Raw genomic sequence first — 19,570 nt, 5'->3', positions numbered from 1 at the left:
GCGTCCGGATCAGACGCTGTAGGCTTGGCCGATCTTGCGCCATCGCGCGTTTTCGCGGACGAGCTTCAGGTTGTCGGTGGCCTCGGCAAATGTCCGCGAACGGTATTGCCGGAGCAGGTCCGCGAAGAGCGCCCCTTCCGGTAGGCCGGCAAGCTGCTCGCGGACCGAAATCTTTTCATCGATGACCCGGGTGCCCCAAGCATTTTCCCTTACCTGCAGCTCCGCAGCCAGATCACGCTCTTCCGGTGCGGTTTCGTCCAACGCAGCTAGGAGGATCGAGTGGAAAAGCGCTACATAGCCAATCTGTCTCAGGCCGCCGACAACCCGCACCCGCGGCAAGATGGCGAGAACCAGGAACGTCAGGAACAAGTTCGGCAGCAGCACGCCGTCAAGCAGCGCCTGCTTCAGATGCGGCCGCTCGAAGGGGATGGACAGACCATGCGGCTTATCAAGCTCGATCAGGGTCCCGTCCTCAAGAACGAGCTTGCGCACGCGCTCCTCGCGGATGCCCCAGAAATAGTCCGTGGCATTGGGGAGGAACCTGCCGAATGGGCCCGATGCGGCCTCTTGCAAGGCATGTTCGAGACGCCGGCGTCTTGCGGGTTCGATGAGCAGCCTGGAAAGAAGACCGCCGTCATATTGTAGATGCCGCGCCATGGCAGCCGCGGCGAGGCGATCATCGATGAAAACCGGCAGGGCCATGCCGGAGCGATCCCAGTTGGCGACCAGATCCTCGTTCAGCGCTGTCATGGCATCGGCGGCGGTTCCAAAGACCTTATCCTGGCGGGCAAGCAGTGTACCTAGCCAGCGGCTGGCATCCGTCTCATCGCCCACCGCTTCGAGCGCGCGCTTGTTGAGGGAGACGGGACCGGCTGCGCAGGCGCTTTTGCGGCACAGCTTGTGGCGCCCCATGCCAAACAGGTTGACCTTGTCGTCACCGACATCGAGCCACCCGGGCCCCTCCCGGCCAATTGTCTCCATGGTCATCGTCGTTCCCATGAAGCCGACGAAGGCTGACAGCCCGTTTTCGACCGCGCCGAGCCAGGCAAACAGGAGGGCATCGAAGGTGGTCCGGTCCATCAGAAGCAGGCAGTGCAGACCGGACTGAATCACCGGTCTGTACTCAAACTCATCGAGGGCGTTGCCGATCTGCTGAGGCTGCATAATTACACCGAGGCGCTGATGCAAGACTTCGCGCAGGATCGAGCGGGCAGCGATCGCCGGGCTTGATACTGGCCTTGCCACCGGCCGCCACAGATGGCGGGCGTAGTCGGAAACGGGAGCATTCCAGTTCTGCTCGATGTCACGCACGACTTCCGGGCAGAGCAGCGACAGTACAGCCAGAATTTCCGCCGGAGGCGCAGGGGTTGGATCAAAGCCGTCGGTCATCGGTCCCGTCTAGCCGCTTGCGGGGCAAACGCCAAGTGAGAGCGGATCCGGGTAGTGGGTCAGTTTGAAATCAACCGCCAGATCGTCCAATAGTAGACTGCTACATGCGTCGCTTCGACCATTGCCAGTGTAGCTGCAAAGACTCCGACCAAAGTGACGGAAGGATGCCGGTCGAGCCATGACGGTGGCTGGTCGCAGTCGCCTTTGATAGCAGCGAAAATCGGTTTCCAAGTAGCGATGGCGCGAGCCCCGTCCAAATAGCGGCCCACACCAAAACGAATTCAACGGTTAGGCCCGTAAAGCGGCGCATGTGCATCCGCACGGTGAGGTTCTGGCGTTCGGCAAATGACGTGCTGACATACTTGAATTTCAAACTGACCCACTACCCGGATCCGGCACGAATTGTCTACGTCAACGCCATAAACTAGGCTGTCGGGGACGATGCAATGAGCCTCAGATTGCGTGTTGTCGCGGTCCCGGCACTCCGAGGATACCTGCTGTCGACCGCGCTCGTGTCGCCAGCAGCGTTGATAAAAGCGGATCTTAGAACCGCAGCCGGGCCATACTCAGGAGGTCGCGGTACTGGCCGTCGGTAAAACCGGCCTTCACATGCCGGCCTTCGACCTCGAAGCCGTGGCTGGTGTAGAGGTGGATGGCCGGTTCGTTGTCGGCATAGACGCTCAATTCGACCCGCTTCAGGGCGCGCCAGTTGTCGGCCACGTCAAGCAGCGCGCCAAGGATGGCAGAGCCGATACCTTTGCCGACAAAGCCGTCGTCTAGGCCGATATTGATTTCGCCGATATGTGAACGGCGCGGCGAGCTTTGCACGACCAGGCTGCCATGGCCGACGACCTTGCCGTCCAATTCGGCGACGATCCAGGTGTCTTCCTGGCCGGACTTGGCGATGCGCCGCTCAACCTGGTCCACCGTCTCGAAGGGCATCCTGAACGTGCCCCAGCGGAAGCCCGGCATGTTGAAGATCGCGCAAAGCGCCTCCGCATCGCTTCGCCGGACGGCCCGGAGCTGCGGCTGGATCTTCTCGGATGGCGAGGTCGTGCTGGTCATGGCTTCCTGGCGAAATGTATCGGCCCCTCACGATGCACCGGACGTCACCTGAAAATCCAGCCGTCTCTGCCGCCTATGCTGTCGAATGCAAACCAAAATACCGAAAGCCGGTGTAGAGTTTTAAGGCGCCGCTGATGCCGATCCAGCCGAAAAGGGCGAGCCAGCTCAATGTAGCGGCCGCCGTCCAGTCGATCCGGTGCACCGCGCCGTCGGTGATGACGAGGCCAAGGATGGAAAGCAGGCCGACCAGAAATTGCGCCAGGCCTAGCACCAGCAATTCTTCGCGCGGCGCGCTTTTCCAAATAAGGTAGGTGCCGTCAGCGCCGGCGAGGAAGATGGCGCTGTAGACCTGGGCGTGGAAGGGATCGACCGTCCATGGCCAGGTGCTGCTGACCATAGCGGGAAACAGCAACATGCCCAAGCCATAGAGGCAAAGGACCGCCGTTTCCGCCAACATGTAGCTGCGCCATGCCGGGCTTGGGGTCACGCCACTTGCTGGCTGACGGGCCCTGGCCCGCCACAGGAACAGCCCCGATACGGCGACCGAACCAAGATAGACCAGAAACCAGAGCCAGGCCGCTTTTCGCTCGAAGTCGAAATAGCCGAGATTGATCAACGAAACCACCGACACTATGAGGGTGAAGATGAACGCCATGACCAGCACGAGCCTGCCCGGCGACCAGCGATTCCAGAATAAGAGCGCCGCCATCACTGCCATTTCGGCGGTGTAGAAGCCGCCGAGAAAGCGGGCACTGAACGGCGTGACGGGCCAGGGCCAGCGCGGCTTGACCAGCGCAGGCGCGAAAAACAGGCCGGCGCCGACGATGAGGACAATAATGACCCCAGCCGAGAAAAGCCGTAGCGACGCGGGAAGTGGCGGGTTGTTGGATGTCGGCACGGGAGAAAGCCCCACAGATGAATGCCCCATGCACCCATCATAGTGCCGCTTGCGGCCGGTGAAAATCCGCCGCATGCAAATTGAGCTGTCATCAGATCTATCCATTCGAATGGCCGTTCGATCCCTTTCGACGTAAGATGGGGTGCGCGGACCGAAGCCCGGTCCGGCCAATACGCCTCGGGGCGCAATTTTCCGGAGCCTGCACCATGACCGAAGCTCAGGATCTGTTCTCACTTCTGCGGCAATCGACCGATGTCGAACCGCAGGCAATCGATGCGATCCGGCGAACCATCGCCGAGGGCAAGGACCGCGAGCTTTGCCGCATCAATGCGTTGGCCTTCGCCAGCAAGAATGGCCTCGACGAGGAACGCGCCATCAGCGCCTTTCTCCATGCGGCGCGGGTGGGCATCTTCGACATCTCCTGGAATGTTCTATGCCCGGGCTGCGGCGGCGTGCTCGACACCAACGCCACGCTGAAAACCATGCAAAAGGACGAATACACCTGCGCGCTTTGCTCCGAGGGCTATTCGCCAACCCTCGACGAGATGGTCGAGGTGACATTCACCGTCAGTCCACGCATACGCAAGATTGCCGCCCACACTCCACACGAACTGCCGTTGGTGGAATATTTCCGCCAGATCTACTTGGCGTCCGGCGCCGACCTGCCGGAAGAAGATTTGGCGGAGAAGATGGAAGCGTTTTCGCTGGAGGATATCGAGCTTGCGCCCGGTGAAAAGGCGGTTCTGCCCATACAGCTTCCGCCTGAATTCGTCATCGTGTTCGAGCCGGTCACGCATTCAGCGCAGTTCATCGACGCTAAGGGCGAACCAACAAAAGAGCGCCGAAGCCTCTCCTTGGTTTTCGACCGCGACCATGTCCAGAACCAGACGTTGGAGATGCAACCAGGCCCTTTGCGCATTTCCCTGGAAAACAGGACCGAAACCCGCGTGCTGCCGACGGTCTTCATCGCCGGCCACGCATTGCACGATTTCCTGGGCAAGCGCCGGCCCTTCCTGACCGCCAAGCGCTTGCTCACCAACCAGACGTTTCGCGATCTCTATCGCACGGACACGCTCGATATCAACCAGCGGCTGAAGATCACCAGCCTGACCTTCCTGTTCACCGACCTGCGCGGATCGACCGAGCTTTACGAGCGGGTCGGCGATCTGTCAGCCTTCGATCTGGTGCGCGAGCATTTCCAGGTGCTGCACGAGATCGTCGCGGCGGAGGCGGGCGCGGTGGTGAAGACGATCGGTGATGCGGTGATGGCGACCTTCGCGACGCCTGATCGTGCGGTGGCCGCGGCCCTCAGGATGCGCGATGCCATGCGTGGGCTCAATGGAAAAAGCGGGCGCGAGGACCTGCTGCTCAAGATCGGAGTCCATGCCGGCCCTTGCATCGCCGTGTCCATGAACGAGCGGCAGGACTATTTTGGCCAGACAGTCAACATTGCTTCACGGGTCCAGAACCTGGCCAACGCACAGGCGATCTTCGCCACCCGCGCGGTGATCGACGACAATCTCACCGCCGATCTGTTGCACAGGAACGCGCTGACGCCCGTGCCTCACGAAGTCTCGCTGCGCGGCATTGAGCGGGAGATCGCGGTGTATACAATCCCCTGAGGAATTGCGGGATGAGTGCGAAACGTTTCCGGGGGAAAGGCGGGCGTAGCGCTCTCGCTTGGGAACTGCGTTAAAACAAAGAGCTGGAGCAGCGTTATGGTAGAGCGCTCTCGGCCGCTCACAAGCGCTTGCAGAGGAAATAACGATCGGCAGGCTCCGACGTCGGCGCCGGAAGGCGTTGCAGCAGCGGGTGATCGAGCGGCGTGCCACTGACGGCGAAGCCGCCAACGCGAAGCAGGCTCGCAATCAGATCGGGAAGCCAGGTAGCGGTCACTGCATCGCGATCATCATAGCCGGTCCCGATGTCGGCATGAACAAGGGCGGCCTCGATGCCAATGAACTTGCGGCCGGTTTCGCGTATTTCGCCGAGCACGAGGTTTTCAGCTTCGGGAATTGAGCTGGCGTGTGCGCCGACTTCGCGGTCGAACACCACGATCCGGCGCCCGGGCAGGCGCTCGCGCAGATGGTGGAACGTCCGGCCATTGCCGAGGCCGAGCTCGAGCACCAGCCCTTCCATCTTCGCCACCTCGGGGCAGACGTGATCGAGAATGTCACGCTGTGCTGTCATCCTGCTGATGAAATTCTCGAGACGACTCATATGCTTTTTGTATCCTGAACCAGATCAAGAGATCGGCTATGCCCGCGACACGACCTGTTCACGAGTGCATCCCCAAGGCGACGCGCTAAGCTCGATTGAGTGTCGGCACATATAAGGGCGGACGATGAACACTGCAACAAGTACGGCCGCAGGGATCATAACGGGTGGAACAGGCGGCACAGCGTGCCGCCTGAATAGCGATCTCACTTGTAGGGGTCTGCGGCATCCCGCAGGCCGTCGCCGAGGAAGTTGAACGCCAAGATGACGAGAACGACCGGGAGCATCGGCAAAAGTAGCCATGGATAGAACGCGATCACGCTGACGCTGCGCGCCTCGGTTAGCAGGATGCCCCAGCTGGTTGTCGGTGGCCTCAAGCCCAGCCCAAGGAAGCTCAGCGCCGTCTCGCCCAGGATCATGCCGGGTATGGAGATCGTGGCGGTCGCGATCAGATGCGACATGAAGCCGGGGATGAGGTGCCGCCGGATAATGCGGCTGCTGCTGGCGCCCATCAATTGTGCCGCCAGAACGTAATCCTCCTCGCGCAAGGCCAGAAGCTTTGAACGCACGGCCCGCGCCAGTCCGGTCCAGTGGAGCAGCCCGAGGATGACGGTGATGCCGAAATAGATCAGGATTGGGCTCCAAGTTATCGGCATGATCGCCGCCAGAGCCAGCCATAGCGGAATGCTGGGGATCGATTGCAGAACTTCGATTATCCGTTGAACGATCAGGTCGAAGATACCGCCGTGATACCCAGCCAGTCCGCCTATGACAATGCCAAGCAGGAAGCTGAAACTGATGCCGACCAGGCCGATTGTTAGTGAAATGCGTGCGCCATAGATGATACGCGAGAGCACGTCGCGCCCCAGCCTGTCCGTGCCGGCCAGAAAGAGCTGGCCATTTTCGGCAGGACAGAAGAAATGCCTGTCACCTTCGAGGAGGCCCCAGAACCTGTACCTGTCGCCTTTGCAGAAGAAGCGAATCCGCTGAACGTCATCCTGTTCGTCGATGTAGTTGCGCTTGAGTGTGTCCATATCCAGCGTCATCTGGCGACCATAGACGAAGGGCCCGACAAGCTGGCCGTTGTGGAACAGGTGTACCCGCTGCGGCGGCGAATAAATGTAGTCCATGTTGCGCGTGTGCAGATTGTAGGGCGCTATGAATTCGCAGATCAGTATCCCGAAATAGAGCGCTGCCAGAAATATGCCGGATACAAGAGCAAGCCGGTGCCGTCGGAATTTCCACCACATCAGCCGCAACTGCGACGCCTGAAAGACCTTCGACTGCTCGGCCGTCATCGCCTCGACCGATTGCAGGTCAAAGGGCGCGATGGAAACATAGTGTTGCAGTGGGGCACCCGGAGCGGGCAGGGGCGATTGCTTGTTCATTTGGTGCTGCCGCCCTGCAAACGAATTCGTGGATCAAGCAGCGCCAGCGCCAGGTCGGAAATCAGGACACCGATCACGGTCAGAAAGGCAAGGAACATCAGGAAAGACCCTGCCAGATACATGTCCTGGCTTTGCAGCGCTCTGATCAGCATCGGCCCCGTCGTTTCCAAAGACAGCACTATCGCGGTGATTTCGGCACCGGAGATGATGGCCGGCAGGATAGAGCCGATGTCGGAAATGAAGAAATTTAGCGCCATGCGCAGCGGATATTTGACGAGCGCCCTGAAGGGATGAAGGCCTTTGGCGCGCGCGGTCACGACATATTGCTTGTGAAGCTCATCGAGCAGATTGGCGCGCAGCCGCCGGATCATGCTTGCCGTGCCGCCGGTGCCGATGATCAAGACCGGGATCCACAGATGGGCGAGGATCGACTTCGCCTTGGCCCAGCTCATTGGCTCACTGAGATATTGCGGGTCCATGAGATGACCGATGGAGGTGCCGAACCAGATATTGGCGAAATACATCAGGATCAGCGCCAGCATGAAATTCGGAATGGCCAGGCCGAGAAGCCCGAACAGAGTAAGGCCGTAGTCGCCCCAACTGTATTGATGAGTGGCGGAGTACATGCCGATCGGAAAGGCGATGAGCCAGGTGAAGATGATCGTGACGAAGGAAACCAGCACGGTCAGCCACATTCGGTCCCCGACGACGTCGCGAACCGGCAGCTCATATTCGAAGGAATAGCCGAAATCGCCGTGCAGCATCCCGCCCACCCAGTAGAAGTAGCGAATGACCGGCGGCTGGTCGAAACCATATTCCTTCCGCATCATTTGGATGCGGTCGGAATCTACCGCTTCGCCCTGGGCCCGAAGCTCGGAAATGTAACTGTCGAAATAGTCGCCTGGGGGAAGCTCGATGATCGTGAACACCAGGGCCGATATGATCAGCAGCGTTGGAACCATCACAGCGATGCGCCAGACAATATATCGAAACACGCTCAGGACTCTCCAAGCCAGAATGTATCGGGCATGTAGACACCGAAATAGGCGGTCGGGTCATAGCCGTAGAGCGCCTTGTCAGGCAGATTGCGCAGCCGTGAGGACGCCAGAACCGGCTGATGCGTTCCGTTCACCGTGCCGATCGAAAACACCTGATCGGTATAGATCGACAGCATTGAATTCCAGATCTCGGCGCGCTCCGCGGCCTCGGTCGATGCGTTCCAGCGCTTGAGCAGAGCCATCAACTCGACCACAGGCGGAAGATCGGGCGCCTCACCGAGCGTGCCACGAGACAGGTAGTGAGCGCCCCACAGCGGCCATTGCAGCTGGTCGTCGATGGTGGGGGCCAACTGGTACGGATTCATGTCGGAGGTCGGCACGCCATTGTCGATGCCCGACCACATCGACATCATGATCTGGCCGCCAAGCGCGCGGCTGCGGAAGATGTCGCGCTGCGAAGTGCGGACGAACAGGGCGATGCCGATCTGACGCCAGTGATCGGTGATGAGTTCGAGCGCGTCGGTTTCCAGCGTGCTTTCGCCGGCCGTTTCCACTATGATCTGCGCCGGGCGTCCATCGGGAAGTACACGCAGGCCATCATCGTCGCGTTTTTGAAGCCCGACCTCGTCGAGCAGCGCGTTGGCTTGGTCGGGATCATGGGCGACCCAGGCCTTCGCGAATTCCGGCCGGTAGAGCGGGCTCTCCGGCAGGACCGTATCGGCACTTTCCCGCGCTAATCCGTAGAATACTGCCAAATTGATCTCGCGCCTGTCCACAGCGAGGGAAAGGGCGCGGCGCACGCGCACGTCACGAAAAAGGCTGCGCCATACCTTGTCGGCACAATTCAGATTGGGCAGCAGCGCCAGCCGGGAACCCTGTGTGCGTTTCCAGAGATGCATTTTCACCGGGTAACGCTTCTCCGTATCCTTCAGGAAAGAGTAATCGGCGAAGTCGATGCCCATGCATTGCAGGTCGCTCTCACCCGCACCGGTCTTGGCGGAAATGATCGCCGATGAGCTGACATTCAAGACAAACCGGTCAACATAGGGTAACTGCCTGCCATTCTCGTCTATTCTATGAAAGAACGGATTTCGCTCGAAAATGAACTGCTCAGCCGGCGGCTTGGTCCGGTTCTGCCAGGGATCGAGCGTCGGCAACTCCGGGTTCTCCGGGCGATACTGCCGCGACATGCGGATATGCAGGAGCGTCCATTTCTGGACCCGGTTCTCCGTCATTAGGCCGGCGAGCCGGAACGGATCTTGGTATTTCTTGTGGAACTGCTTGAGATAGGCGCCCGGCAGAACAAGCGATAGCGGCGAGGCAGCAGCGAGCTTGGGCAGGAAGTCGGGATTTGGCGCCTCCCAACTGTAGCGGACCGTCAACGGGTCGACGATCTCGAAGCGTGGCGGCTTGCCATCTGCCACCAGGCCCGGAGCAAGCCCGCCTGGCGACAGCTCATCGTTCAGCCAGACATCTTCCCAGCAATAGCGGAAATCTTCCGACGTCAACAGGCTGCCGTCAGACCATTTATGTCCTTCCCGCAGCTTGAATGTGAAGACACGATCATGCGCGACGTCGAAACTTTCGAGGATGTCGGGTTGCATGTTAAGCTTTTCGTCATAGCCGACCAGGCGAGCATACCCATAGATCGTCATTATCCGGATATCTTTCTGGCTGCCGATGATCGTGCGCAGCGTGCCGCCATACTGGCCGGGTTGCCGGCCCATCGCAGCCAGATTCAATACGCGCGGGCTCTTGGGCAGGCGTTCGGCGAGTGCCGGCAGCGCCCTGGCCGTGAGCTGCGGCTGAAGAAACTCCGGCTCCAGATCGCCTGCGCGTAACGTGCCCGGCACAAATGCCGAAGCCATGAGCCCAAGGGCAGTGCGCCGGCTGATCAAGATCGTAGCTCGCTGACATTGGCCGAACGTCGGGCCAGCACGAGGTGGCCGCCGCCAAGGTCGAGCGGCGACAGCACATCCTCGTCGCCCTCGTCGCGGAATTGCGGTCCCCATGCGCTCTTGTCGGAAGCACCGCTGAGCTTCAGCGTCTTGAAATCCATTGGCCTGTCGAGATCGGGAAAGGGTACTGCGGCGACCAGTGAGCGCGTGTAGGGATGGACCGGTTTCCTAAGCAGAATTTCGCGCGGCGCAAGCTCGACGATACGCCCCCCGCACATCACCGCGATGCGGTCTGCCATGTAGTCCACCACCGCTAGGTTGTGGGATATGAATAGGTAAGTCAGGCCCAGTTCCTTCTGCAGGTCCTTCAGGAGGTTCAGAATCTGCGCCTGGACAGAGACATCGAGCGCCGAAACCGGCTCGTCGCAAATCAGCAGTTCAGGCCCCAGCGCCAACGCGCGCGCGATGCCGATACGCTGACGCTGCCCACCGGAGAAACTGTGCGGATAGCGCTTGATGAAGCGCGGATCGAGCCCGATTGCCTGCATAAGGCTCTTCACCGTGGCTAGTCGGGACGCGGCATTACCTCGTTGATGGATTTCCAACGGCTCGCTCAATATGTTCTCCACCGTCATGCGAGGTGAAAGCGATGAAACCGGATCCTGAAATACCATCTGGATCTTCGCGCGCAGCAGGCGCAGGGCGGCTCTGTCGCCTCCCAACACATCGATCGGTCCATCGCGGCCATTGAAAAGCACAGAGCCGCCGCTAGGCGTGACAGCTCGCATGAGCATCTTGCTGACGGTGGTTTTGCCGGAGCCGCTTTCGCCGACCAGACCCAGGCACTCACCCCGGATGATATCGAAGCTCACGCCGTCCACGGCGCGAACTGAGGTTTGATGATCGCCGCCGAACCATCCCGACTTGCGGATGGTGAAGGTTTTTGTCAGGTCCCTGACCGATAGCAGGATGTCGTGCGGCCCCTTCGATGCCGGCGCCGTCTGTTTGCCAAGCAGGTTCTCGACATTCACCGGCACCTCGCGCAGCGCCTTTAGCCGTTCACCAGGCTTCAGGTCGAAATGCGGAACGGCGGCCATCAGGCCCTTCAGGTAAGGGTGACCTGGCCGGCGGAATATCGCCTCGACAGGTCCCGCTTCCATGATCTCGCCATGGTAAATGACGACCACCTCGTCGGCGACATTGGCGACCACGCCCAGATCGTGGGTGATCAGCAGCATCGCCATATTCAGCTTGCTCTGAAGCTCGCGCAGCAGTTGCAGGATTTGCGCCTGGATGGTGACGTCCAACGCCGTCGTCGGCTCGTCGGCGATCAACAGGGCGGGCCGGCAGATAAGCGCCATGGCGATCATGGCGCGCTGACGCAATCCTCCCGAAAGTTCAAATGGATACATGTCATAGGCGCGCTTGGGATTGGGAAAGCCGACAAGGCTGAGCATTTCCTCGGTCCGCGCCTTGCGCTCTGCCCGAGCCATGGGCGTATGGATCTGCAGCGATTCGCTGACCTGGTTGCCGATCGTGTGCAGCGGCGAAAGCGATGTCATCGGCTCCTGAAAGATCTTGCCGATGCGGCTGCCTCTCAAGGCCCGGATTTCGGGTCCATCGCGCGGCATCTGCAGGATATCCTGTGTCGTGCCGGGCTTTTCAGGATCGGAAAATAGGATACGGCCACGAACATGGGCTGTGTTCGGCAAAATGCCCATCACGGCCTGGCTGAGAACTGATTTTCCGGAACCGGACTCGCCGACAAGCGCGGTAACCTTGCCGGGAAGGACGCGAAGATTTGCCCGCCTGACTGCATGCAAGGGTCCCCCGATAATGGCAAAAGAGATGCCAACATCTTCGACCCGCAGCAGATCAACGCCCGAATTCATTCTCACCAGCCCACTTTGCCGGCCTGCCGGGCGGCAAACCAGAAAGTGAGACTAGCGTATTGCAGGCTTAGAGCAACTTGGATTCGAAAGGGTTGCCAGCGGCGAACCGGGCGACCGACATAACAAGGTGTTCGGATCAGATTGGGCCGGGCTACTGGAGCTTCCTCGGGTCGCCCGGCGACAGCCGTGCGGCATCGCGATGAAGCAGCATGACCTGCTCTGCCTCCGATCTCCGGTCGTAGATCGCCTCCAGCGCACTCTCTTCATCGAGCGCGAGAGCGCCCGACAGATCTGGTGAAAGCACCGTCAGCTTCTGCTTGAGCCCCGCCAGTTCCTCGCTGCCGAGCGTCAGCCAGCTGTTGGCGCCGCAATAGCTGGCGAAGTCCTTGCTGGCGAGAACGCGGTGCGGGTATTTCTTGGTCAGGGTCTGGAGACGCTGGACCTCGTTTACAGCCGAGCCAAACACGGAGAATGTGAGCCGGTCGGTAAGCCCGACATTGCCGAACATCACGTTGCCGACATGCAGGCCGATGCCAAATTTTATGTCGGACAACCCTTTTTCCTTTCTTCGCAGATTGAGCTCCATCATGCGCGCAGTGGCCTTGTGCGCTGCCGCCAGAGCAGCCTGGCAGGCGATCTCGGACTGCGAGCGATGCCTTTCGCAAGGATAGACGGCAATGAAGCCATCACCTATGAAACTCATGATCTGCCCGCCTTTGCGATTGAAAGGTGCGGCAATGGCGTCGAAAAATTGGTTCAGCGTATCGATGTAGATTTCGCGGCCCGACGTTTCGGCAAGCCGTGTCGACCCGCGCATGTCGGCCATGACCAGTGCGGCCCGGATTGTATCGCCCTCGCCGCGCTTGATCTGGCCGTCCAGCACGCGTCTGCCGGCGTCGCCGCCGAGATAAGTGGTCATCATGTTGTCGGCCAGCTTGGTGAGCACCGCCATTTTGGTTGCGATGGCGAGATGGTTTTGGATACGCAGCAGCGCCGAAATCATGCTGTCGCTGAAACCTGAAGCACTGTCGGTCGACCAGGACCCGATCATGCCCTGACTGGTATTGCCGTTGAAGGGATGGACGAAAGCCATGTAGTCGGTCACGCCCATAAGCCTGAGTTCATCGAAGACAGGAAATTCCGACGGGACCGACGGGTCGAGACGACGCCGCAGATGGTCGAGCTTGTTGCTGAGCAGATGGTAGTATGGGCTGGTCAGGAACGTGTCGGAATGAACGCCGTCCTTTTTGCGGAAGCCTTCCACTTCCATGCCTTGGCCGCGAAGCCAGGTGAAGCCGAGCGCGTCATAGAGCGGATGAAGCATCGAAAAGCTCAAATGCACCCGCTTCAACGGCAGGCCGGCAGCAGCCAGCCGCTCGCAAAACCCCTTTACCAGTGTTTCCAGCTCGTTGCCTGCCAGCGCCGACTGAGTAAGCCAGTCGGCAACCTTATCCATGAGAATTGTGGAAATTTCTGCTCGCGCCATGCTCATACCACCTCGAAACCCGTCGACTGCGATCCGCCATAACACAGTCCGCCAGCGACCCAAAGATACCCCAAGTCAACGGTCGCGTGCGGCGGCAAAGGCGAAGGAATTCCCGAATGACTGTCGTTGCAACCAAGGTACAGGCTTAACTGCATTCATGCCTTGCGGCCTTATGTGGCGAAGCTGCGGCCGGAGTGCAATCACGTTCCTGACATCGGCAAAGTCGCCACCGGGGCGCTTGTCAGGCCTTCACCACCGTCTCTCGGAGCAGCCCAAGACGGCCAAAAACATTGCGTGTGTCGACGATCAGAAGGGCGTGATCAGCGACAGCCTTATAGTCGATCGCGTCATGGTCGGTTGCAACGACGACAGCATCGAAATCCTTCACCACCGCCTCGGTCAACTCGAGCGAGCGGCGCCCCCTGAGGGCCATATGCTCCCGTGTGGTCGGGATCTCGGGAACATGCGGATCGTGGAATTCCGCCTTGCCGCCCCATTCCTCGATAAGTTCGATGAGCCGCAATGAGGGGCTTTCGCGGATGTCGGGCACATTCTTCTTGTAGGCGAGCCCGATGATGAGAATGCGCGAGCGGCTGAGCGCCTTGCCGCAGCGGCGGTCCAGTGCTTTGGCCAGTTCATCGACCACGTGACGCGGCATAGCAGTGTTGATCTCTGCCGCCAGCTCGATGAAGCGGGTCGGCAGTTCGTATTCGCGCGCCTTCCACGTCAGGTAGAAGGGATCGATTGGAACACAGTGCCCGCCCAATCCGGGGCCTGGATAAAAAGGCATGTAGCCGAAGGGCTTGCTCTTGGCCGCCTCGACCACCTCCCAGATGTCGATGCCCATCGCGCCGAGCACGACCTTCAATTCGTTGACGAGGGCTATGTTGACTGACCGGAATATGTTTTCCGTCAGCTTGACTGCCTCTGCGGTTGCCGTGCTGGAAACCGGAACGACGGTTTTGACGACCCCTTGGTAGAAAGCCTGCACGAGCGTCGCCGCTTCAATGCCGTCACCTGCCACGACCTTTGGGATCGTCGCGACTTCAAAGTTGCGGTTGCCGGGATCCTCGCGTTCGGGCGAGAAGCCGAGGAAGAAGTCTATCTTCGACTGCAAGCCGGTTTCTTCCAGTATGGGCTTGATCACATCGTCGGTGGTGCCGGGATAGGTGGTAGATTCCAGCACGACGAGGTGGCCGAGACGCAGATGCTTTGCGATGATGCCAGTCGTGTTCCTGACAAAGGAGAGGTCCGGCTCACGGTTTTTTGTCAGCGGTGTCGGAACGCAGATGATGATGATGTCGCAGGTCGACAGTTCGGCAAAATCCGCTGTGGCGCGGAACCGTCCACTCGCCACGTGGCCGGCGAGGGCTGTCGACGTCACCGCCTCAATGTAGGATTGGCCGTTGTTCAGGCTCTCGACCTTCTGGGCTTCAATGTCGAAGCCGAAAACCGGGAAGCCGGCGCGTGCGACCGCAATCGCGAGCGGCAACCCGACATAGCCCAATCCGATCACGCCGACATGCGCGGTGTGCGCCGAGATACGGTTCAGCAGACGGTCATATGCCGAAGATCGTGAAGCGTCCAAATCTGCTTTCCCGTTAGTTGGGACAGGATGGCCGGTGTCAGGCGCGGCTTACCAGTCCCACAGAACCATGGCCGAGGCATATTGCGGAAAGTGGATTCTCGCAAGCCGTCATCCGACCGGCAACTTTGCCTTCAGGTCTGCAGCAGCCATCGCATAGCCGCCAGCCGCACCGTCTATGAAATGAACATGGTCGCGGTGCAGCGGCGAGGCGACGAGGCATGTCATCAAGGCCGATTTCTGGCGGTGCAGGCCATAATTGCAGATGCCGGCCTCTTCCGCCTGTTTCAGCCGGTTCTCTATCCGTTGCAACACATCAGCATCAACGTCGATGGTCATCTTCAAGCCGTCGTCGAATTTCCGGAAATCCGAATTGCTGGCCACGTCGCGTTTGTAGATCTTCGGATCGAAACCGCCGACGGTCCAGCCATATCTATCGGCGACGGCCGTAAGCGCCATCAGGAACACTATCCACAGCTTCGACAGCCATCGCCGTCCCACCGGCGCCGTGGCTCGCGCCTCGATATCGAGGCCGGCGGGCAGCAAGCTGTAACTCGGCCCATTCACCGGCACCGGGTGGCCATCGCGTTCCTGTCTGCTGGCAATGGCGATGATGTCGGACGCCAGAAACTGAAAACCGCGCAGATCGCGCGACGACCCCGGAGTGGCTATGATCGAGACGATTTCGCCATGACGGGTTCCGATCGGGTTCCAGCGGCAGGACAGGCCGGTCAGGTCCGGCCGTGCGCCAGCCGGAGCAGGATCGATGCGGTAGCGCCCCGCTTTCATCTCGGCTTCCGCCCAACTGCCGCCACCGCCGGCGAACATGGTATAGAAGATGGCATCGGATGCTTGGAACCTTGCCACGCGAACGTCGAGGCCTTGCGCTCGAATATCCTTTATCGGCACGATTGCGGCACGCAGGGTTAGGTCCAGTTCGTCCGCCACCCATCTCTGGACAGCCGCCAGCGCCTTGCGGGTGGGCTCCATCGCAGAGCCGGGAAAGGCGACGAGCGCCCCATCGCCGCCGAAGACAAAGGGAAGGTCTTGCCGACCCAGCGCGTTGAGGAGGGCCGAAATGACACTGGCGCCGGCCATATTGACCGTTTTATAGCGTCCCGTCTCGATCGCCTTGGTCGAGCCGACAATGTCGGCGGTGGCCAGCGCCCAACCATCGGGGAGGGGCCGATAGTTGTCGATGTCGGCAACGCTTTCGAATTTTGCGAAGACCGGCAAAGAAGCGACAAACGGGTCCGAGGCGGCAGCTGTTTCCATAAGTATCAGATAGCACATTCCACTGCTTGGAGGTGCAGTCGATGGTGCTTGGAATTTGACTTGCGCATGCTTTCCGATGATAGGGTCGCGCAATGCGAATTGCCTTCTACGCGCCGCTGAAGTCACCCAATCATTCCGTTGCCTCCGGCGACCGCCAGATGGCACGCACGCTGGTCAAGGCGCTGGAGCATGGAGGACACAGCGTCGAACTGGCATCCGAATTGCGCTTCTATCTACGCGAACCGGAGCCGGAACGTTTCGATGCGCTCAAGATAGAGGCCAAAGAGGAAGCCGCGCGGCTGACGCGGCTTTGGGATCGTGATGGCAAGCCCGATCTATGGTTCTGCTATCATCCTTATTACAAGGCGCCCGACCTGATCGGGCCCGGGCTGGCGTCGACCTTTGCTGTCCCATATGTGACAGCGGAAGCTTCCTATTCGAGGCGCCGCAATGCCGGTTTGTGGGCTGATACACAAGCGCTGGTCGTCCAAGCGGTCCAACAGGCGGCGCTGAACATCTGCTTCACGCAAAGAGATCGTCAGGGACTGGCAGATGCGATACCTGAGGTCGCGGTTGATATGCTGTCACCCTTCATCGACACATCGGTCTTCCATGAACTGCCGGCACGAGGTTGCCCGACGCGCCTCGTTGCTGTTGCCATGATGCGCCAGGGCGACAAAGTCGAAAGCTATCGCATGCTGGCGCAAGCGCTGGGTCAGATTGGCCATTTGCCCTGGACGATGTCGGTCGTCGGCGACGGGCCTGCCCGTGACGAGGTCAAGGCGCAATTCGCCGGCTTCGCCGCCGAGCGTATCGAATGGCTCGGCGCGATCGATCCAGCCGCCGTGCCGGATGTCCTCTATGGGGGAGGAATTTACGTCTGGCCGGGTTACGGGGAGGCCTATGGCGTTGGCTATCTTGAAGCACAAGCCGCCGGTCTTCCGGTGGTGGCTCAGGACATCGCCGGCGTGCCGGAAGTCGTGCGAGACGGCCAGACCGGGTTTCTCACCCCGCCGCGAGATGTGGCCGCCTTCGCTTCTGCCATTGAAAGGCTTCTGGCCCGTAAAGACGAGAGAACCATCATGGCTGCAGAAGCCAGACGTTTCATCCTTGAAGAACGTTCCCTCGGCATTGCAGCGGCGCGCCTGGTCGAACTTCTTTCGAAGGTCTCGGTTTCATGACATCCTGCGATCGAGTCTGGCAGCCCTTGGTGGAAGAATTGGCGGGCCGGCAACGGGCCGGTCGCAAGGCAGAGTTCTGGCTGCGCGACGATGATGCCGTGGATCCGACGCCGGCGCTTGATCGGCTGCTCGACCTCACGGGTGAGTTCACCGTTCCGGTCACTCTGGCCGTCATTCCGGCCCTCACGGATGAGAAGCTTGCTGCCCGGCTAGACGAGGCGCCGCATGCCACAGTGGCCATGCATGGCTGGGTGCATCGAAATCATGCTCCCGAGGGTCACAAAAAGCAGGAGCTCGGCGCCCATCGGCCAGGGGAGGCCGTTCTTGAAGAACTGGCTGGCGGGCTGTCGCACCTAACGGGCCTGCACGGCGCGCGAACCGTCCCGATGCTCGTGCCCCCCTGGAACAGGATCGACGCCGGCCTGGTATCCGACCTTGGATCGATAGGATTTGCGGCATTGTCGGTCTTCGGGCCCCCGGACCCGGCTTCACTGGCGGTCATCAACTGCAATGTCGACATCATGGATTGGCATGGCACGCGCGGCTGCCGCGACCACGGTCTATTGATCCAGGCAATCGTCGCGCGCTTGCAGGATGCATTCGACGACGAACCGGTCGGCCTGCTCACTCATCATCTCGTACACGATGAATCGGCCTGGCTTTTCCTTGAACGGCTGTTCACGGTCACTGCACAGATTGACTCCTGCGTATGGCTTCCAATCAGGACATTGATCGGGCGCTGCGCAGGTAAGGGAAGATAGCTCGCTCACCGCTTTTTGGGCAAGGAGACTCGAAATTCGAGGGTCTGCCCATCCCGCGCCGCAAATGCGCCGGTAAACCTGTCTTTGGCCAGTTTCTCGATCTCATCCAGTTCCTCGTCGGTGCGTGTCGCATCGTGATGAAACAGCGCAAGCCCTCGCGCACCGGCGGCGCCACAGAGTTTGATCCCCTGTTGCCATGTCGAGTGCCCGTTACCGCGGCGGCGTTCCATTTCCTCATCGGTGTAGGTGCAATCGTAGATGACGAGGTCGGCATCTTGGATCAGGCCGAGCACTGCGGGATCGAGTTTGTCGGGCTCGTGCTCAGTGTCGGTGATCACCGACACCACACGGCCACCCCATTCGACCCGGTAGCCGATGCAGCCGCCTGGGTGAACAAGACTGCCCGTCCGGACCACCACCCCTTCGCGGGGCCGAAGCACGTCTCCGGGCACGAAGTCGCGGCAGTCGAGGCTTGCCTTGCAGGCCTCCAGCTTCACCGGAAACCAAGGCGGCCGGATGAATGCATCGACCATCTGCCGGGTCGTCATGCGCCCGGCAAGGTGCCCGGACCAAAGCGTAACCGTGACGCTCCGGTCGTAGATCGGCGCAAAGAATGGCAGCCCGATAATGTGATCGTAGTGGCAATGCGTGAAAAGTAGGTCGAAATCGGTCACGCCCAACGTCCGAAGCGCCCCGCCGGCAGGCCGCAGGCCAGAGCCCGCGTCGAACAGAAGCGTATGCTTACCACAGCGCATTTCAATGCAGCTTGTGTTGCCGCCATAGCGAGAGAATTCTGGCCCCGATACCGGGATGCTGCCGCGCACTCCCCAAAACCTGACCAGGAAAACGTCGTCGTCCATGGTAGCCCCTTCGCAGTCCCGTCGCTCATCGTAGCCAAACAACTGCCGCTAGCACCAGGAAAAGTGTGAACCGTTTTCCGTTTGCCGATGTCCTCCAGTGACCTTCTCAGCCAAAGGCTTGCGCTATAATGACGGGGAGCGTCGACCGCATCTCATTGGCTATTTGGCACTTCGTGCATCGATCAGATCGGCGGTGGTGTGGCTTAGGCGATCGGCAAGAACCCGCAATATCTCGATGGTCATTTCCGGGGACTCCTTCATGAGTCTCAGGAAATGATCCTTGCGGATTCTCAAGGCTTCCAGCTGACTTGCCGCTCTGACGGTGGCTGTGCGCGAGCTGTTGCACAGTATGGCGATCTCGCCAACAATCGAATTTGGCGCCATTTCGGCTACTTTTAACGGCCCTCTGTCGGAATCGACCAGAATATCTGCCTTGCCTGAAAGGATGACATAGGCGGCATCTCCCTCGTCGCCCTGCCGGAAAAGGATCTGGCCCGCGCCGTAGCTCACGCGATCGGAGGTGAACGCAAGCAGTTTGAGCTTTGTCAACTCAATGCCAGAAAACAAGGGAACGCGTTGCAGCATTCCAACTTCATCCTTGAGCAGCATTGTCGCAAACCTCAAAATTCGCGTTTGCCAGATTAGAGCAACGCGCGCCCAGATGGAATTGGTTCCGT

16 protein-coding genes are annotated in these 19,570 nt (G+C 60.1%); 3 read left to right on the top strand and 13 right to left on the bottom strand.

Annotated elements, in window-relative coordinates; genetic code table 11:
- Positions 1 to 9: 9 nt before the first annotated feature.
- The 3 genes from FJ954_RS11480 to FJ954_RS11465 all read right to left on the bottom strand — a co-directional run bounded on the left by FJ954_RS11480 (position 10) and on the right by FJ954_RS11465 (position 3,427).
- Positions 10 to 1,389, bottom strand: a complete 1,380-nt coding sequence (locus FJ954_RS11480; protein ID WP_140661352.1) for a hypothetical protein — start codon at positions 1,387 to 1,389, stop codon at positions 10 to 12.
- A gap of 543 nt (positions 1,390 to 1,932) precedes the next feature.
- The gene (locus FJ954_RS11470; RefSeq protein ID WP_140661350.1) at positions 1,933 to 2,454 is read right to left on the bottom strand and encodes a GNAT family N-acetyltransferase; all 522 of its coding nucleotides are present in this window, start codon (positions 2,452 to 2,454) and stop codon (positions 1,933 to 1,935) included.
- A 73-nt stretch (positions 2,455 to 2,527) separates the two neighbouring features.
- Entirely contained in the window at positions 2,528 to 3,427 is a 900-nt protein-coding gene (locus FJ954_RS11465) for a hypothetical protein (protein WP_246681054.1), read from the bottom strand.
- Between the two features lie 131 nt (positions 3,428 to 3,558).
- On the opposite strand from FJ954_RS11465, the gene FJ954_RS11460 reads away from it, so the two are divergent.
- Positions 3,559 to 4,974, top strand: a complete 1,416-nt coding sequence (locus tag FJ954_RS11460; RefSeq protein ID WP_140661349.1) for an adenylate/guanylate cyclase domain-containing protein — start codon at positions 3,559 to 3,561, stop codon at positions 4,972 to 4,974.
- A 118-nt stretch (positions 4,975 to 5,092) separates the two neighbouring features.
- Here the strand turns inward: FJ954_RS11460 and FJ954_RS11455 are convergent, their stop codons facing one another.
- From FJ954_RS11455 to FJ954_RS11420, 8 genes are all read right to left on the bottom strand, one after another.
- Positions 5,093 to 5,572, bottom strand: coding sequence for a class I SAM-dependent methyltransferase (locus tag FJ954_RS11455; protein WP_140619036.1), 480 nt, complete (start codon positions 5,570 to 5,572; stop codon positions 5,093 to 5,095).
- A gap of 203 nt (positions 5,573 to 5,775) precedes the next feature.
- Complete coding sequence (locus FJ954_RS11450; RefSeq protein WP_140661348.1) at positions 5,776 to 6,957, bottom strand: ABC transporter permease; 1,182 nt, start codon at positions 6,955 to 6,957, stop codon at positions 5,776 to 5,778.
- Entirely contained in the window at positions 6,954 to 7,952 is a 999-nt protein-coding gene (locus FJ954_RS11445) for an ABC transporter permease (protein WP_140619040.1), read from the bottom strand. The genes FJ954_RS11450 and FJ954_RS11445 overlap by 4 nt, the downstream gene beginning before the upstream one ends.
- Positions 7,953 to 7,954: 2 nt before the next feature.
- Positions 7,955 to 9,853 (bottom strand): ABC transporter substrate-binding protein, encoded by a 1,899-nt coding sequence (locus tag FJ954_RS11440; RefSeq protein ID WP_140661347.1) that lies wholly within the window; start codon positions 9,851 to 9,853, stop codon positions 7,955 to 7,957.
- On the bottom strand, positions 9,850 to 11,745 hold the full coding sequence (locus FJ954_RS11435) for an ABC transporter ATP-binding protein (protein ID WP_140619042.1): 1,896 nt from the start codon (positions 11,743 to 11,745) through the stop codon (positions 9,850 to 9,852). The genes FJ954_RS11440 and FJ954_RS11435 overlap by 4 nt, the downstream gene beginning before the upstream one ends.
- Positions 11,746 to 11,896: 151 nt before the next feature.
- Positions 11,897 to 13,237, bottom strand: a complete 1,341-nt coding sequence (locus FJ954_RS11430; protein WP_140619044.1) for an adenylate/guanylate cyclase domain-containing protein — start codon at positions 13,235 to 13,237, stop codon at positions 11,897 to 11,899.
- Positions 13,238 to 13,472: 235 nt separating this feature from the next.
- Positions 13,473 to 14,819 (bottom strand): nucleotide sugar dehydrogenase, encoded by a 1,347-nt coding sequence (locus tag FJ954_RS11425; protein ID WP_140661346.1) that lies wholly within the window; start codon positions 14,817 to 14,819, stop codon positions 13,473 to 13,475.
- Between the two features lie 108 nt (positions 14,820 to 14,927).
- Positions 14,928 to 16,091: a DUF3095 domain-containing protein gene (locus tag FJ954_RS11420; RefSeq protein ID WP_140619280.1), complete on the bottom strand. Its 1,164-nt coding sequence runs from the start codon at positions 16,089 to 16,091 to the stop codon at positions 14,928 to 14,930.
- A 92-nt stretch (positions 16,092 to 16,183) separates the two neighbouring features.
- Here FJ954_RS11420 and FJ954_RS11415 point away from each other — a divergent pair, with 92 nt between their 5' ends.
- Both FJ954_RS11415 and FJ954_RS11410 read left to right on the top strand, forming a co-directional pair.
- On the top strand, positions 16,184 to 17,272 hold the full coding sequence (locus tag FJ954_RS11415) for a glycosyltransferase family 4 protein (protein ID WP_140661345.1): 1,089 nt from the start codon (positions 16,184 to 16,186) through the stop codon (positions 17,270 to 17,272).
- Positions 17,269 to 18,033 (top strand): polysaccharide deacetylase family protein, encoded by a 765-nt coding sequence (locus FJ954_RS11410; protein ID WP_140619051.1) that lies wholly within the window; start codon positions 17,269 to 17,271, stop codon positions 18,031 to 18,033. Before FJ954_RS11415 ends, FJ954_RS11410 begins: the two co-directional genes overlap by 4 nt.
- Positions 18,034 to 18,038: 5 nt before the next feature.
- On the opposite strand, the gene FJ954_RS11405 is transcribed toward FJ954_RS11410, so the two are convergent.
- Positions 18,039 to 18,893, bottom strand: a complete 855-nt coding sequence (locus FJ954_RS11405) for an MBL fold metallo-hydrolase (RefSeq protein ID WP_140661344.1) — start codon at positions 18,891 to 18,893, stop codon at positions 18,039 to 18,041.
- 159 nt (positions 18,894 to 19,052) lie between these two features.
- On the bottom strand, positions 19,053 to 19,502 hold the full coding sequence (locus tag FJ954_RS11400; RefSeq protein WP_140661343.1) for a cyclic nucleotide-binding domain-containing protein: 450 nt from the start codon (positions 19,500 to 19,502) through the stop codon (positions 19,053 to 19,055).
- Positions 19,503 to 19,570 lie beyond the last annotated feature (68 nt).

The sequence above is a fragment of the Mesorhizobium sp. B2-3-15 genome, assembly GCF_006442875.1.
In the GTDB taxonomy this organism is placed as follows: domain Bacteria; phylum Pseudomonadota; class Alphaproteobacteria; order Rhizobiales; family Rhizobiaceae; genus Mesorhizobium; species Mesorhizobium australicum.
Note: the sequence above shows the minus strand (reverse complement) of the source record. Positions and strands in the feature narration are given on the sequence as shown.